This is a genomic window from Polaromonas sp. LjRoot131 (genome assembly GCF_964252805.1).
Lineage (GTDB): Bacteria > Pseudomonadota > Gammaproteobacteria > Burkholderiales > Burkholderiaceae_C > Polaromonas.
Genome location: NZ_CAXUPF020000003.1, coordinates 114,064 through 129,683 on the forward strand (window position 1 = coordinate 114,064; position 15,620 = coordinate 129,683).

Annotated in this window: 14 protein-coding genes; 9 read left to right on the forward strand and 5 right to left on the reverse strand. The window is 65.3% G+C overall.

Annotated elements, in window-relative coordinates:
• Nucleotides 1-54 precede the first annotated feature (54 nt).
• Nucleotides 55-852, forward strand: a complete 798-nt coding sequence (locus ACSQ27_RS15215; protein ID WP_436156345.1) for an enoyl-CoA hydratase — start codon at nucleotides 55-57, stop codon at nucleotides 850-852.
• Nucleotides 853-932: 80 nt separating this feature from the next.
• Here the strand turns inward: ACSQ27_RS15215 and amaB are convergent, their stop codons facing one another.
• Genes amaB through ACSQ27_RS15230 form a run of 3 tightly spaced genes read right to left on the reverse strand, consistent with a single transcriptional unit; the run spans nucleotide 933 to nucleotide 4,717 of the window.
• The gene (gene amaB, locus ACSQ27_RS15220) at nucleotides 933-2,444 is read right to left on the reverse strand and encodes an L-piperidine-6-carboxylate dehydrogenase (protein WP_436156346.1); all 1,512 of its coding nucleotides are present in this window, start codon (nucleotides 2,442-2,444) and stop codon (nucleotides 933-935) included.
• 30 nt (nucleotides 2,445-2,474) lie between these two features.
• Nucleotides 2,475-3,692 (reverse strand): PLP-dependent aminotransferase family protein, encoded by a 1,218-nt coding sequence (locus tag ACSQ27_RS15225; RefSeq protein WP_436156347.1) that lies wholly within the window; start codon nucleotides 3,690-3,692, stop codon nucleotides 2,475-2,477.
• Nucleotides 3,689-4,717: a DUF1338 domain-containing protein gene (locus ACSQ27_RS15230; RefSeq protein WP_436156348.1), complete on the reverse strand. Its 1,029-nt coding sequence runs from the start codon at nucleotides 4,715-4,717 to the stop codon at nucleotides 3,689-3,691. Before ACSQ27_RS15230 ends, ACSQ27_RS15225 begins: the two co-directional genes overlap by 4 nt.
• A gap of 80 nt (nucleotides 4,718-4,797) precedes the next feature.
• Between ACSQ27_RS15230 and ACSQ27_RS15235 the strand changes: the two genes are divergently transcribed.
• Nucleotides 4,798-5,709: a LysR family transcriptional regulator gene (locus ACSQ27_RS15235; RefSeq protein ID WP_436156349.1), complete on the forward strand. Its 912-nt coding sequence runs from the start codon at nucleotides 4,798-4,800 to the stop codon at nucleotides 5,707-5,709.
• A 114-nt stretch (nucleotides 5,710-5,823) separates the two neighbouring features.
• On the opposite strand, the gene ACSQ27_RS15240 is transcribed toward ACSQ27_RS15235, so the two are convergent.
• Complete coding sequence (locus ACSQ27_RS15240) at nucleotides 5,824-6,645, reverse strand: IclR family transcriptional regulator (RefSeq protein ID WP_436156350.1); 822 nt, start codon at nucleotides 6,643-6,645, stop codon at nucleotides 5,824-5,826.
• Between the two features lie 208 nt (nucleotides 6,646-6,853).
• Between ACSQ27_RS15240 and ACSQ27_RS15245 the strand changes: the two genes are divergently transcribed.
• From ACSQ27_RS15245 to ACSQ27_RS15275, 7 genes are read left to right on the forward strand one after another with little or no spacing between them, the layout of a single operon-like run.
• Entirely contained in the window at nucleotides 6,854-7,924 is a 1,071-nt protein-coding gene (locus ACSQ27_RS15245; RefSeq protein ID WP_436156351.1) for an ABC transporter ATP-binding protein, read from the forward strand.
• Nucleotides 7,921-8,811, forward strand: coding sequence for an ABC transporter permease (locus ACSQ27_RS15250; protein WP_436156352.1), 891 nt, complete (start codon nucleotides 7,921-7,923; stop codon nucleotides 8,809-8,811). Before ACSQ27_RS15245 ends, ACSQ27_RS15250 begins: the two co-directional genes overlap by 4 nt.
• Before the next feature lie 10 nt (nucleotides 8,812-8,821).
• Nucleotides 8,822-9,616: an ABC transporter permease gene (locus tag ACSQ27_RS15255; protein WP_436156353.1), complete on the forward strand. Its 795-nt coding sequence runs from the start codon at nucleotides 8,822-8,824 to the stop codon at nucleotides 9,614-9,616.
• On the forward strand, nucleotides 9,613-9,936 hold the full coding sequence (locus tag ACSQ27_RS15260) for a (2Fe-2S)-binding protein (RefSeq protein WP_436156354.1): 324 nt from the start codon (nucleotides 9,613-9,615) through the stop codon (nucleotides 9,934-9,936). Before ACSQ27_RS15255 ends, ACSQ27_RS15260 begins: the two co-directional genes overlap by 4 nt.
• Nucleotides 9,933-11,315, forward strand: a complete 1,383-nt coding sequence (locus ACSQ27_RS15265) for an FAD-dependent oxidoreductase (protein WP_436156355.1) — start codon at nucleotides 9,933-9,935, stop codon at nucleotides 11,313-11,315. Before ACSQ27_RS15260 ends, ACSQ27_RS15265 begins: the two co-directional genes overlap by 4 nt.
• A complete protein-coding gene (locus ACSQ27_RS15270; protein ID WP_436156356.1) occupies nucleotides 11,312-12,469 on the forward strand; it encodes an NAD(P)/FAD-dependent oxidoreductase in 1,158 nt (385 codons plus the stop codon). Before ACSQ27_RS15265 ends, ACSQ27_RS15270 begins: the two co-directional genes overlap by 4 nt.
• Nucleotides 12,470-12,523: 54 nt before the next feature.
• On the forward strand, nucleotides 12,524-13,591 hold the full coding sequence (locus tag ACSQ27_RS15275) for an ABC transporter substrate-binding protein (RefSeq protein WP_436156357.1): 1,068 nt from the start codon (nucleotides 12,524-12,526) through the stop codon (nucleotides 13,589-13,591).
• Nucleotides 13,592-13,598: 7 nt separating this feature from the next.
• On the opposite strand, the gene ACSQ27_RS15280 is transcribed toward ACSQ27_RS15275, so the two are convergent.
• A complete protein-coding gene (locus tag ACSQ27_RS15280; protein WP_436156754.1) occupies nucleotides 13,599-15,446 on the reverse strand; it encodes a calcium-binding protein in 1,848 nt (615 codons plus the stop codon).
• Between the last annotated feature and the right edge of the window lie 174 nt (nucleotides 15,447-15,620).

Consider the following 15,620-nt stretch of genomic DNA (forward strand, 5'->3'; position numbering starts at 1 on the left):
TGTGAGCGGCTGTTCTTCCTACCACCTAAACTTGGCTTCTCAACGGAAAACACCATGAACACTCCCACCCCTATTTCCACCGGCAGCATCCCCGAAATCCTGAGCCACATCGACGCGGGCGTGATGACCATCACGCTGAACCGCCTGGACAAGAAAAACTCCATCACCTCCGCCATGTACGGCGCCCTGGCCGATGCGCTCGAATCGGCCAACCACGACACGGCGGTGCGCGCGGTGGTGATCCAGGGCCACGAAACGATTTTTTCGGCCGGCAACGACATTGCCGATTTCCTGAACAAACCGCCCGCCACCATGGACTCGCCGGTGTTCCGCTTCCTGCGCGGCATCAGCAGCTTCCCCAAGCCGCTGGTCGCCTCGGTGTGCGGCCCGGCCGTCGGCATAGGCACCACACTGCTGTTGCACTGCGACCTGGTCTATGCGGGCGACAACGCCGCGTTCTCCATGCCCTTTGTGAACCTGGGCCTGTGCCCCGAGGCGGCGTCCAGCTTCCTGGTGCCGCAGCTCATGGGCTACCCGCGCGCGGCCGAGGCCCTGCTGCTGGGCGAGCCGTTCATGGCCGAAACGGCATTGGAGATAGGCCTCATCAACCGCATCGTGCCGCCCACCGAAGCCAATGCGCTGGCACAAAGGCAGGCGCAAAAACTGGTGGCCAAGCCGCTGAGCGCGCTGATGGAAACCAAGCGGCTCATGAAAAAAGGCAACGCCACTCTCGTGGCCGAGCGCATGGCTGAAGAGGGCGCGAGTTTTGGGCGCATGCTGGGTGAACCGGCTGCGAAAGAGGCCTTCACTGCGTTCATAGAGAAGCGCCGGCCAGACTTCAGCGCAGTCTGAAGTCTGCGTCCGAAGGGGCTTTGAACTTCTTGCTCCTTCCCCCAGCGGGGGAAGGAGTTACTTCCAAGCTCCAGCGGCTTTTAAATTTCGAAGCGAATCCCCTGCGCGAGAGGCAGGCTGGAGCCGTAGTTGACGGTATTGGTCGCCCGGCGCATATAGGCCTTCCACGAGTCCGATCCCGACTCGCGTCCGCCCCCCGTTTCTTTCTCGCCGCCGAAGGCGCCGCCAATCTCCGCGCCGCTGGTGCCGATGTTGACGTTGGCAATGCCGCAGTCGGAGCCGCGCGCCGAGGTGAAGATCTCGGCTTCGCGCAGGTCCTGCGTGAAGACGGCCGAGGACAGGCCGTGCACCACGGCATTGTTCATGGCGATGGCCTCTTCAAAATTGTCATAGGGCACGACGTAGAGGATGGGCGCGAAGGTTTCGTGCAGCATGGGGCCGGCTTGTTCCTTCAATTCCACGATGGCGGGGCGCACATAATGGGCCGAGCCTTCGCCGGGCTGCTTGTCACCGAAATGCACGGTGGCGCCCAGCTTCTTCGCTTCGGCCAGGGCCGACTGCATGGCTTCAAACGCGCGGCCGTCGATCAGCGGGCCGACCAGCGTGCCGTCTTTCAGCGGGTTGCCGATGGGCAGGCGTTCAAAAACAGCGACCAGGCGTTTGACCAGTTCAGGATAAATGGAGCGGTGCACGACCAGGCGGCGCAGGCTGGTGCAGCGTTGGCCGGCGGTGCCGGCCGCCGCGAAGGCCGCGCCGCGCACCACGAGTTCCAGGTTCGCCGAAGGGCAGACAATGGCCGCGTTGTTGCCGCCGAGTTCGAGCAAGGAGCGCTTGAACAGGCCGGCGCAGGCAATCGCCACGTTCTTGCCCATGGCGGTGGAGCCGGTGGCGCTGACCAGCTTGACGTGCGGGTGCTTCACCAGCGCCTCGCCGGTGGCGCGCTCGCCGATCAGCAGTTCGCTGAGCCCTTGCGTGGTCAGGCCGAGTTCTTTGGCCGTCTGTAGCAGCAGGCCGTTGAGCGCGATGGCCGACAGCGGCGTTTTTTCCGAAGGTTTCCAGGCCAAGGTGTTGCCGCAGACCAGGGCCAGCGCGGCGTTCCAGGCGAACACCGCCATCGGGAAATTGAAGGCCGAGATGATGCCGACCACGCCCACCGGGTGCCAGGTTTCCAGCAGCTTGTGGTCGGGACGTTCGCTGGCGATCGTCAGGCCGTAAAGCTGGCGCGACAGGCCGACCGCGAACTCGCAAATGTCGATGACCTCTTGCACCTCGCCCAGGCCCTCCTGCAAAATTTTCCCGGTCTCCAGCGAGATCAGCTGGCCCAGCCCGGCCTTGTGGCGGCGCACGGTTTCGCCAAAGGCGCGCACCAGTTCGCCGCGCTTGGGCGCGGGTACGTTGCGCCACTCAAGGAAACGCTGGTGCGCGGCATTGAGCGCGCTGTCGACCTCGGCGGCGCTGTGCACGGCCACACGGGCCAGCTGGCTGCCGTCGATGGGCGTGGCCACCGTGATAGCCGCAGGTGCCTTGCTGGCCAGTTCGGCACTCAGGCCCAGGGCTTTGAAAAGGGATGAAACGTCGTTGGCGTGACTCATGGTGAAGTCCTTTCGTGGTGTGTCTTGAAATCAGTGTGGGATGGCGAGCTCGCGCAGTCCGCGGCCCAGGCGTTCGGCGCCTTGCCGCAGCGCGTCCGGCGTGGGGTTGGCAAAACTCAGGCGCAACCAGGGCTGTGCGCTGTTGCCGATGCTGAAGGCGGCGCCCGGCACCACCAGCACCTGGTGTTGAAGGCCGAAGTCCACCCAGGCCTGTGTGGGCAGCAAGGGCAGGGCGGCGTTGAGTTTTGCCCATATGAACATGCCGCCCCGCGGCTTGTCAAACTCCAGCAGGCTGCTGCAATGCGCGCGCAGAGCCTGGTCCAGCGTTGCGCCTTTGGCGGCATAGGCCGGGCGCAGATCCGCCAGGTGCGGGCCCAGGCGCCCGGAGGCCAGCATGGCCGCCAGCGTCAGCTGCTCCAGCGAACCGCTGTGCACGTCGGCCGCCTGCTTGGCCAGCACCACGCCGCGCACAATCTCGGCCGGCGCGAGCAGCACACCCAGGCGCAGGGCCGGGGCGACGACCTTGGAGTAGCTGGTCATGTAAGCGACCTGCGCGGGCGAGCCGGCCTGCTGGTTCAGCTGTGCGAGCGAAGGCGGCGGCGCTTCCTCAAACCAGAGTTCGCCATAGGGATCGTCTTCGATGAGTGTCACGCCATACTGCGCGGCCAGCTCCAGCAGGCGCAGGCGGCGCGCCAGCGGCATCACGGCGCCGGTCGGGTTGGCGAAATTGGGCACGACGTAAAGAACACGCGGGCGGTCGGCCTGCAGGATGGGCTCGAGCTTGTCGATGTCCATGCCTTGCGCGTCGGTCGGTACTTCGACCAGGCGCGCGCCCGCGAAACGAAAAGCCTGTAGCGCTGCGGGATAGTTAAAGGATTCCACCGCCACGCCTTCGCCGGGTTCAACCAGCACGCGCGCGAGCAGGTCTATGGCCTGCTGCGAACCGGTGGTGATCAGCACGCCGTCAGCCTGTGCCGCGAGGCCACGCTGCTGCAGCAAGGCCGCGCTGGCTTCGCGCAGCGCGGCCAGTCCTTCGGTGGCGCCGTATTGCAGGCTGCGGCCCTGCAACTGGCCGGCCACCTCCAGCAGCGACTCGCGCAGCCAGTCGGCCGGCAGCAGCGCCGGGTCGGGGTGGCCGCCCGCCAATGAAATCATGCCCTCCTGGCCGGCGAGTGCCAGCATGGCGCGTATCGGCGAGCCGCTGGCCTGCGCATACAACGGGCGCAGTGCCCCGCGCGCGTCTGTCATGCGCGGGCGGCCGTCATGCCGAAGATGCCGGTGGCATTGCCGGCGTCAAAGGCCAGGTCCAGGCGCGGCTGCACCGGGTCGTTGGCCGCGCCGGCGGTGTTCAGTTCGTCGCGTGTGATGAATTCGTAAAACGAGCCGGGCACTTCACGCGAGACGCGGCCTTCGGTGGTGATGAAGTCGCGTTGCACGCCGGCCGCGCGAAAGGCGGTCTGGCGCACGCGGCCGCTGGCGGAGACCTCGACCTTGTCCTTGATGGGCCGGCCCAGCGCGCGCTGGCGTTCGGCCACCGCATCCACGTCGTCCACGCGGTCGGTTGCGTGGTTGAAGGCATTGCCTTCGGTGGAAATCCAGGCCATCTCGGCCGATTCGGCCAGCAGCAGCTCGTAGTCGTCCATCGCGAACACACCGTGCTGGCGGTCAAAGCATTGCAGCAATTGCGGCAGCAGGCGCAGCGCTTGCGCCAGCGGCAGCACGCCGTCGCGCGTGAGCTGCTCCAGGTCGGCGACGTCTTGCGGGCCCAGTGGGTCGCGCGAGCTGGACAGCACACGCGTGACGGCCGACTGGAAGGGCGCGGAGAACTGCTCTGGGTGCAGTTCGGAAACGAAGAACTGCGCGATGTCTTCGGGGAAATCGCGGTGGCTGTAGGCCCGGCCCGTCATCTTCAGGCGCGGCAGCGGGTAGGTGCCCTGCAATTCAAAACCCAGCGGCCGCAGCACGCGCGTGAAGGCCGCCTCGCCGGCCGGCAAAGCGCCGCTGGGCCAGCGCACGGTGCGCAACGCGCCGTGGTCGAACACCACCTTGCGCTGCTGGCCCACCACGTCGCTGGCGATGTAGTCCTGCCCGGCCGGCACGCGCTGCACCAGGCCGTGGAACAAGGCCATATTGAGTGCCTGGGCCAGTTCTGCGCGGCTCACGGTGCCGGATGGGGCTTGCTGCAGGCCGGGATGAACGTACATTTGTTCATGAATTGTTTTGACGGCCTCGGGCGGAAGGCAGGCAGCGAGCAGCTTCTGGAGATGGGTCATTTCAGGGGTATTTATGCTGTAGAAAGCCGGATTTTCGGTAATTTCGGCAGCATGCACAAAGGATCAATTTCGATGGAGGCATGAGCTATATTCATGCGATGCGCCGAAAAATCCCCTCCACCCAGGCCCTGCTGGCTTTTGAAGCGGCTGCCCACCGCGGCAGCTTCACCCTGGCAGCGCAAGACCTGTCGGTGAGCCAGAGCGCGGTCAGCCACCAGATCCTGGGGCTGGAGCAGGAGCTGGACGTGAGCCTGTTTCGCCGCCTGCCGCGCCAGCTGGAGTTGACCGACGCCGGCCGCTCGCTGCTGGCACGTGTCAGCCCGGCGCTGGATTCGCTGGAGGCCGCAATGCTGGACCTGGTCTCGTCCAAAGGCGAGGGCGGCACGCTGGAGCTCGGTGTGGTGCCGACGTTTGCGACCAAGTGGCTGATCCCGCGCATGCCGTCTTTCCTGAAGGCGCACCCGCATGTAACCTTGAACCTGGCGACGCGCCTGCAGCCTTTTGATTTCTCGTTGACGGGGCTGGATGCCGCCATCCATTACGGCCGGCCCGACTGGCCGGGCACGGAGTCCGAATACCTGATGGGCGAGGACAGCGTGGTGGTCTGCAGCCCGGCGCTCATCAAGGCACGCCAACTCCGCGAGCCGGCCGACGTGCTGAAATTCACCTTGATCCACCAGAGCACGCGCCCGAACGCCTGGCGCGACTGGTTTCAGCTGGCCGGCATCGCCGACACGCAAAGCTCCGGCACCGGCCCCAAGTACGAGTTGTTTTCGATGATCGCGCAGGCCGTCAAGGCCGGCCTGGGCCTGGCCGTGCTGCCGCGCTTCCTGGTGGCCGACGACATCGCCGACGGCACGCTGGCCGTGCCCTTTGATCTCTCGCTGAGTTCGGACTTCGCCTACTACCTGGTCTGGCCCTCGCAGAAAACCAGCTGGCGGCCGCTGGTGCAGTTGCGCGATTGGCTGCGCGAGCAGGCGGCTGCGCCCTGAACGGAGCCGCTCAAAAACCCTCCTGGCGTTGTTGCAGCCGCCTTGCCGTGCTGGAGCACTGTCTGCGGCGGCGCGCCTAGCCAGGACCGCTTCGCTGGGTTTTGTGAGCAGCTCTTAAGTTTTGTCAGCGGGCGCCAGACTTTGAGCCGGCCTGCGTAAGGTGCTGTCAAAGGGATTGATCTGCGCGCCTATGGCCGCGGCCTCGCGTTTGAGCAATTCGACCACCGTGGGCAGGCGGTCCGGGCTCAGGCGTGAGGAAATCGTGCCGACGCTGAGCGCGGCGACGGCGCGGCCGTCGCGGTCCAGCACCGGCACGCCGACACCGGCCATGCCGTCCAGCAGGTTGGTGTTGCGCCCGGCATAGCCGAGCTCGCGCACGCGCTCGATCTCGGTGCGCAGGTAGACCTCGTCGTAGACGCCGAACTCGCGCACGCGCGGCAGGTTGTAGCGGATCACTTCCTCGCGCTCGGTCTCGGGCAGGAAGGCCAGGATGGCCAGGCTGCCCTGGCCCATGCCCAGCGCCACGCGCCCGCCGATGTCGCCGGTGAAGGAGCGTATCGGGAAGGGGCCCTCGCTGCGGTCCAGGCAGACCGCGTCAAAGCCGCTGCGCACCAGCAAGAAGATGGTGTCGCCCAGGCTGGCGCACAGGCGCAGCATGGACGGCCGGCACAGGCCGCGCAGGTCCATGGAGTTGCCGGCCTGCGCGGCCAGCGCGAAAAATTCGATGCTCAGCCGGTAGAGCTTGGAGCCGGCTTCCTGCTCCACCACGCGCTCGGCCACCAGGCTTTTCAGGATGCGGTGGGTGGTCGCCTGGGTCAGGCCCGTGGCCTTGGCGACGTGGGTGATGCGCCCGCCCTTGGCCTGCGTCGCGGCCAGTGCCCGGATGATGGAAAAAGCGCGCTGCACGCTGCTGGAGCTATTGTCTTCGTCTTTCACGGTCTCTCCTTTGGCGGAATCAGTATTGACTTAAGTGTATATAAATTCCATTAAACGGAATAAATCAAATAAAGATATCTCTATACGGAATAACCTATTGACGATTTTTTCGTACATGCCATAGCATGAAGTCATCAGGGTGTCACCGTTTTGTACGTCGTTTTGTCTGTGCGGCGCTGGCCACCCCCTTGTTGCAGAGGTGCTCCCCATGTCCTTTTTGACCCTGGCGAACGTGAACAAGTCCTATGGCGCGACCCGCGCCGTGGCCGACATGAACCTGTCGGTCGAAAAAGGCGAATTTGTCTCGCTGCTGGGCCCCTCGGGCTGCGGCAAGACCACCACCTTGCAGATGATCGCGGGCTTTTGCGAGGTGACCTCGGGGCAGGTCACGCTGGACGGCCGCGACATCACGCATGCCAAACCCAATTCGCGCGGCCTGGGCATCGTGTTCCAGAGTTATGCGCTGTTCCCGCATATGAGCGTTTACGACAACGTGAGCTTCGGCCTGGAGATGCGGCGTGTCGACAAACAGGAGCGCGCCGAACGCGTGAAGGCCGCGCTGGGGCTGGTGCACCTGGAGGCGCATGCCCATCGCTATCCGCGCGAGCTTTCGGGCGGCCAGCGCCAGCGTGTGGCCTTGGCGCGCGCCCTGGTCATACAGCCGCCCGTGCTGCTGCTGGACGAGCCGCTGTCCAACCTGGACGCCAAGCTGCGCGAGGAAATGCAGTTCGAGCTGCGGCAGATCCAGCGCAAGGTCGGCACCACCACCGTGATGGTCACGCACGACCAGACCGAGGCCATGTCCATCAGCGACCGCGTGGTCGTCATGGAGGCCGGCCGCGTGACGCAGATCGACCAGCCGCACCGGCTCTATGAACACCCGCAGACCCGCTTCATTTCAAGTTTTGTCGGCAAGGCCAATCTGCTGGAAGGCCGTGTGACGGCCGCCGGCCCCTGGGCCACGGTGAAGGTCGGCGGCAATGTGCCGCTGGAGGTCGAGGCGCCCGGCGTGTCCGAAGGCGACGCCGTGGTGCTGAGCCTGCGTCCCGAAAAAATCCGCCTGGTGCCCGAGGCCCAGGGGCGTTTAGGCGGCACGGTGAACGAGCGCTTCTTCCTCGGCAGCCAGTGGCTGTACCAGGTGTCGACCGCCGCCGGTGAACTCGCGGTGGTCTGCCCCAACGACGGCACGGCACCGGCCGAAGAGGGCGCTAACGTGGGCCTGGACTGGACCGCGCAGCAGGTGCGCCTGCTGCCCGGCGCGCAAGGGGTGCCGGCATGAGCAGCGCCGCCGCTGCCGCGCCGCTGCTGCCGGCAAGGGCCAGTGCATCGCGCGCGCCCTGGCTGCTGTCGGCGCCGGCCTTCACGCTGTTTGCCTGCCTGCTGCTGGTGCCGCTGGCGCTCACCGCCGTGCTGTCCTTACAGGTCTTCGACCATGCCACCGGCGTCAAGAACAGCTTCACGCTGGCGCATTACGCCGCCGTGCTGACGGACGACTATTACCACGGCATCTTCTGGCGCACGTTGTGGATTTCGGCGCTGACCACATTGATCTGCGTGCTCGTGGGCGCGCCCGAAGCCTATGTGCTGAGCCGCATGCGCAGCCCCTGGCGCTCGATTTTGCTGCTGGTGGTGCTGGCGCCGCTGCTGGTGTCGGTGGTGGTGCGCGCTTTCGGCTGGAGCATGCTGCTGGGCCCCGAGGGTGTGGTCAACCAGGCCATGCGCGCCGTGGGCCTGCCGTCCATGCGCATCCTCTACACCGAGGCGGCCGTGGTCATTGCGCTGGTGCACGTGATGCTGCCCTTCATGGTGATCCCGGTGTGGACCTCGCTGCAGAAGCTGGACCCGGGCGTGGAGGACGCGGCGCTGTCGCTGCAGGCTTCGCACTTCACCACCTTGCGCCGCATCATCTTTCCGCAGGTACTGCCGGGCATCCTCTCGGGCAGCCTGATCGTCTTCGGCCTGAGCGCCAGCGCCTTCGCGATCCCGGGCCTGCTGGGCGGGCGGCGCCTCAAGATGGTGGCCACCGTGGTCTATGACGAATACCTGCACGAGCTCAACTGGCCGCTGGGCGCGGCCATCGCGCTGACTTTGCTGCTGGCCAACCTGGCCATCATGCTGAGCTACAACCGCGTGCTCGAGCGCTCCTACAAAAAGTCTTTGGGATAAGGAGAGCACCATGTCCAGAAACGGCCCCCTCGCGCTGCTCTTCAATGCGCTGGTCATCACCTTCATGCTGGCGCCGCTGGTCATCGTCTGCGTCGTGGCTTTCACGCCCGGCAACACGCTGGCGATTCCGACCACGGAGTTTTCGCTGCGCTGGTTCCGTGCGGTGTTCGCGCATTCCGATTTTGTGCAGTCCTTCAAGAACAGCCTCTGGCTGGCCGCGATTTCGGCCACGCTGGCGACGGTGCTGGCCGTCCCGGCCGGGCTGGCGATCGCGCGCCACAGTTTTCCGGGCCGTGATTTCCTCAACGGCCTGTTCCTGTCGCCGCTGATCATTCCGCACCTGGTGCTGGGCGTGGCGCTGCTGCGCACCTTCTCCTTGATAGGCGCGACCGGCAGCTTCTTCTGGCTGGCGCTGGCGCATGTGGTCATCATCACGCCCTATGTGCTGCGCCTGGTGCTGGCCTCGGTGGAGGGCAGCGACCGCAGCGCCGAGCAGGCGGCCCTGTCGCTGGGCGCGAGCCAGGCGACGGTGTTCACCCGCGTCACGCTGCCCATGATTTTGCCGGGCGTCACCGGCGGCTGGCTGCTGGCCTTCATCAACAGCTTTGACGAAGTCACCATGTCCATCTTCGTCACCGCGCCCTCGACCGTGACCCTGCCGGTGCGCATGTATATGTACGCGACCGAGTCCATAGACCCGCTGATGGCCGCGGTGTCGGCGCTCATGGTGGCGCTCACGGCGGTGGCCATGCTGGTGCTGGACCGCATCTACGGCCTTGACAAGATTCTCGTGGGACACAAATGAAACCATCCCCTGAAACCTCCGGTCAAGGCGCGGGCTTGCTGCTGCGCGTGGCCGAAGCCGGCCGCAAGCCCGTGGGCTTTGTGCTCAACGGTCAGCCGCTGACGGCGCTGGCCGGCGACACCGTGCTGACGGCGGTGCTCACGCACAGCGCGCAACTGCGCTTCAGCGAATTCAGCGGCGAGCCGCGCGCGGGTTTTTGCCTGATGGGCGCCTGCCAGGACTGCTGGGTCGCCACCGAATCGGGCAAGCGCCTGCGTGCCTGCGGCACCTTCATCGAAGAAGGCATGCGGCTGGTGACAGGCGCGGAGGGGCCGGTATGAGCGTGCAGCCGGTCATCGTGGGAGCGGGGCCCGCCGGCGTGCGTGCGGCCCAGGCGCTGGTGGCGCACGGCCTGCGGCCGGTGGTGGTGGACGAAGCACCGCGCTGGGGCGGGCAGATCTACCGCCAGCCGCCCGCGGGTTTTACGCGGCCCAAAGAGGCGCTGTATGGTTTTGAGGCCGGGCGTGCCGACGCGCTGCACCGCGCCATGGCCGGCATCCTGGACAAAGTCGATTACCGGCCCGACACCCTGGTGTGGAGCGCCGAAGGCGGCAAGCTTGATTTGCTGCACCACGGTGCCATGAGCATCTTGCCCTACAGCCACCTCATCGTCGCCACCGGCGCGACGGACCGTGTGCTGCCGTTTCCGGGCTGGACCCTGCCCGGCGTCTACACACTGGGCGCCGCGCAGGTGGCGCTCAAGTTCCAGGGCTGCGCGATCGGTTCGCGCGTGGTCTTTGCCGGCACCGGGCCGCTGCTGTATTTGATTGCCTACCAGTATGCGAAGGCTGGCGCCACGGTGGCGGCGGTGCTGGACACCGCCGGCTTCGCGGGCAAGCTCGCCGCCGTGCCCGTGATGCTGCGCCAGCCGGCGCTGCTGGCCAAGGGCCTGTATTACCTGGGCTGGCTGCGCGCTCAAGGCATTGCCGTGCACCAGGGCGTGGAACTGGTCCGCGCCGAAGGCGGTGAGCGCGTGCAGGCCCTGCACTGGCGCAAGGCCGGCCGCGAACACCAGATCGATTGCGACGGCGTGGGCTTTGGCTACGCGCTGCGCTCCGAGACACAACTGGCCGACCTGCTGGGTTGCCGCTTTTCTTATGACGGCCTGCAGCGCGGCGCACTGCCCGAGCGCGACGCCGTGGGGCGCTCCAGCGTGGCCGGTGTCTACCTGGCCGGCGACGGCGCCGGCATCATGGGCGCGGACGCGGCCGAGTGGGCCGGCGAACGCACCGCGCTGGCGCTGCTTGCGGACACCGGGCACCGGATCGACCTCTCACGCGCGGCCTGGCTGGAGCGGCAGCTGGCGCGCACCGCGGCTTTCCGCCAGGGGCTGGAGCGCGCCTTCCCGTTTCCGGTGCAGTGGGCGGCCAACGCACCCGATGAACTCGTGGTCTGCCGCTGCGAAGAAATCACCGCGGGCGAATTGCGCCGCTGCGTGGCCGATACCGGCGCGCGCGAGATGAACCGCCTCAAGGCGCTGACGCGGGTCGGCATGGGCCGTTGCCAGGGCCGCACCTGCGGCGTGGCGGCGGCAGAGATCCTCGCGCATGCTTGCAGCGTGCCGCTCGATGCCGTGGGCCGGCTGCGCGGGCAGTCGCCCATCAAGCCGCTGCCGTTTTCGGCCACGGCCACACCGGCGCTGCAGCAGGAGGCCGCATGATGGAACGCATCACCGCCGACGTGGCGATTGTGGGCGGCGGCATCATGGGTGCCTCGGCCGCGCTGTTTTTGCGCCGCATGGGTTTTTCGGTCGTGCTGCTGGAGCGCGACCTCTGCGGTTCCCGTTCCAGCGGCGTGAACTACGGCGGCGTGCGGCGGCAGGGCCGGCCGCTGAACCAGCTGCCCTTGTCACAGCGCGCGCAGGACCTGTGGGCGCGCCTGCCCGAACTCATCGGTATAGACGGCGAATACGTCCAGTCAGGCCACCTCAAGATCGCGCGCAGCGAGGCCGACATGGCTTCGCTTGAAAGCTACCGCGAACGCTCGCAGGGTTTCGGCATGGACTTGCAGATGCTGTCCACGCGCGCCCTGCGCGAGCGCTGCCCCTGGCTGGGCCGGGCCGCCGTCGGCGCTTCGCTGTGCCCCGGCGACGGCCAGGCCAATCCGCGCCTGGTGTCGCCGGCCTTCGCGTTGGCCGCGCGCAACCTGGGCGCCCACATCCGCGAGCAGACCCGCGTGGACGAGGTCGCGCACGATGGCGAACTGTTTGTGCTGCGCTCCGGCGAGGCACTGGAGGTGCGCGCCAAACACCTGCTCAACTGCGCCGGCGCCTGGGCCGACCGCATCGCCGCGCAATTCGGCGAGACCGTACCCATGGAAGCCGGCCACCCCGAGATGGCGGTGACCGAGCCGCTGCCCGTGTTCATGAACCTGAGCCTGGGCGTGGAGGGCGGCGGCGTCTACGCCCGCCAGGTGGCGCGCGGCAACTGCGTCATAGGCGGCGGCCGCGGCTACGCGCTGGACGACCAGCGCGCCCGCGCGCAGCGCAGCGGCATGGCCGGCCTGATGCAGCAGACCGTCGAGCTGCTGCCGGCGCTGAAGAACGCCCACATCATCCGCACCTGGAGCGGCACCGAAGGCTACCTGCCGGACCGCCTGCCGGTGCTGGGCCCCAGCGCCACCACACCGGGCCTGATTCATGCATTCGGTTTTGCCGGCGGCGGCTTCCAGCTGGGGCCGGGCGTGGGCGCGGTGCTGGCCGACCTGGTCTGCGAAGGCCACAGCGCCACGCCGATTGAGGCTTTTTCGATTCAACGTTTTCCTTCAAGCCCGCGTGCGACAACCACAGTGCTTGCCTCTTCCGCCGTTGTCTAGCCATCTTCCTTTCACTGCCATTTCTTTTTTCACCCACGCCACCAGGAGCTTTCCATGAACACCTCCCCACGATTCCTGACCGCACGCGCCACTGCGGTGTCGCTTGCCGTTCTCGCCGCGAGCCTTGCCGGCGGCAACGCCATGGCCCAGGCCAAGACGCTGTACATCGGCATGAACGGCGGCACCATGGAAAAAACCTACACCGAGCACGTCTTCGGCGCGTTCGAGAAAGCCAACAACGTCAAGGTCGTGGTCGTGCCCGGCACCTCCTCGGACATCCTGGCCAAGGCCCAGGCCAACAAGGACAACCCGCAGATGCACGTGATGTTCCTGGACGACGGCATCATGTACCGCGCCATCGGCATGGGCCTGTGCGAAAAAATGCAGGCCAGCCCGGCGCTGAATGATTTGTTCCCGACCGCGCGCTTCAAGGGCGACATGGCCGCCGGCGTCAACATCGGCATGACCGGCATCGCCTACAACAAGAAGATGTTCACCGAAAAAGGCTGGGCGCCGCCGACCTCCTGGATGGACATGGCCAACCCCAAGTTCAAGGGCAAGGTGGTGTTCCAGTCCCTGTCCTCGTCGACCTTCGGCCTGCACGGTTTCCTGCTCTTCAACCGCATCCAGGGCGGCAACGACAAGAACGTGGAGCCCGGCTTCAAGGCCTGGCCCACCACCATAGGCCCGAATGTGCTCGAGTACATCCCGAGCTCGGCCAAGCTCGCTGAAATGGTGCAGACCGGCGAGGCCGCGATGTTCCCGCTCACGCCCACCGCCGTCGGCGTGCTGAAAGACAAAGGCCTGCCGGTGGAATACGTGCAGCCCAAGGAAGGCTCGGCCGTGCTGACTGTCGGCGAATGTGTGATCGCCAAAAACAGCGAGCCCGCGCTGGCCCACAAGCTGGCCCAGTACCTGCTGTCGCCCGAAGCCCAGGCCGCCGCGCTCGAGTTCGGCGACCAGATCCCGTCCAACCCCAAGACCAAAGCCAGCGGCAAGGCCGCCGCGCTGGTGACCCAGATGAACGAGTACATGAAAACCGCCATCGCCGTGGACTGGGACGTGATCAACGAAAACCGCCCGGCCTGGAACGCGCGCTGGAACAAGACGGTCGAGCGCTGATTTCCCGTTAATGCCAGCCGGCCAGCACAGGTGCCAGCTGGGCCGCATAGGCGGCTGAAAGATCCATCTGCCCCATGACCGGCGGCGCAAGGTCGGCCATCGCCTTCACCAGGGTTTCGACCTGGGTGTCTTGCAGCACCTTGCCGTCGCCGGCTTTGATCTGTTCGACGTGAAAGAAACTGCCCAGATACCAGTTCTGCACCGTGGCCTTGTCGGCCGTTCCGATGATGCTGACTTCCAGGTCATAGCCCGTGTGGCGGAACCACAGCTGCTTGCTGCTGATGCCACCCAGGAATTGCAGCACGTCCTTGTTGCCGGCCGTTAAGTCGATGTCTTGAAGGGTGTCGGCGCCATAGCCCCGGCCGATCCGGTAGATATCGCTGCCAGTACCACCGACCAGAAAGTCATTGCCGGCCACGCCGTCGAGCACATCGTTGCCGCCGCTTCCGATAATCGTGTCGGCACCGGCTGTTCCCCGGAATGTCGCGGCGTTGAGCTCAGCCAGCAACAAAGGGTTACCACTGGAGAATTCGATTCGCTCCAGGTTGTAGGCCGCAGCGCTGAAGTGTTTCGATATTTGGAGCTTCTCGCCCGTGGCGATAACCGTGATGTACAGGTTGGCAACATCACGGCTGAGCGACACACCGCCTGCGGCAACATCGACAAGCTTGAGCGTGTCAACGTTGCCTGCCTGCCAGTCATAGTCGACCAGGATGTCGTTTCCGTCACCTTTTTTCCATTGGTAAACATCGTTACCGCCCCCGCCCGAGATCTTATCCGCGCCCTTGCCACCGATGAACAGGTCGCTGCCGGCAGTGCCATCGAGTGTGTTTGCCGCGTCGGTCCCCCGAACCGCTGCGGCGTTCAGGACGGTCAGCAGCAGCGGGTTGCCGCTGGCGAATTCAATGCGTTCCAGGTTGTAGGCCGCAGCGCTGAAGTGGTTTGATATTTGAATCTTCTCGCCTGTAGCGATGACCGTGATGTAGAGGTGGGAAGCATCACGGCTGAGCGACACACCGCCAGCAGCCACATCGGTGAACTTGAGCGTATCGACATTGCCCGCCTGCCTGTCATAGTCGCTGATGACATCGTTGCCGTCACCCCTGGACCATTGAAACGCATCGTTCCCGGCCCCGCCTGAAATCGTGTCCGCGCCCTTGCCGCCGATGAACAGTTCGCCGCCGGCACTGCCGTTGAGGGTGTCAGCCGCGTCAGTTCCCCGAAATGGTGCAGCATTAAGATCGGCCAGCAGCAATGAATTGCCGCTGGCAAACTCGATACGCTCCAGGTTATAGGTCGCAGCGCTGAAGTGGTTTGATATTTGAATCTTCTCGCCCGTGGCGATGACCGTGATGTACAGGTTGAAAACATCACGGCTGAGCGACACACCGCCTGCGGCAACATCGACAAGCTTGAGCGTGTCAACGTTGCCTGCCTGCCAGTCATAGTCGACCAGGATGTCGTTTCCGTCACCTTTTTTCCATTGGTAAACATCGCTACCGGCTCCACCCAAAATCGTATCCGCGCCTTTGCCGCCTATAAGCAATTCGCCACCGGCAGTACCGTTGAGGGTGTCTGCGGCATTGGTCCCCCGAAATGGCGCGGCATTGAGGTCGGCCAGCAACAATGAATTGCCGCTGGCAAACTCGATACGCTCCAGGTTGTAGGCCGCAGCGATAAAGTGGTTGGCGTCTTCAACATAGTTCGCGTTGTACCGTGACACGGGAATAGGGGGCGTCAGGGTGTAGGTCCTGAGTGCGTTGTCCGGTCCCGCAGCTTGACTGGAAAGCGTGACGAACAGCGCAAAGGAAAAAAACCAATGTGAGATAGAAAAAAATCGATTAATGAATCTCATGATTTTCAAAACACTGTTGCCTGTAGTTGAAAATCAGTGCAAGGTATTCGAGTTCGCCACGCGTACGCGGTACGAATGTCCGCATACGGAAGATGTTTGTGCGATTTATCGGGCTGCGGCCGTCATCAACGCTGAATGAGAAAGATGGGCAATGAGCCTTTGTATGGGTCCATG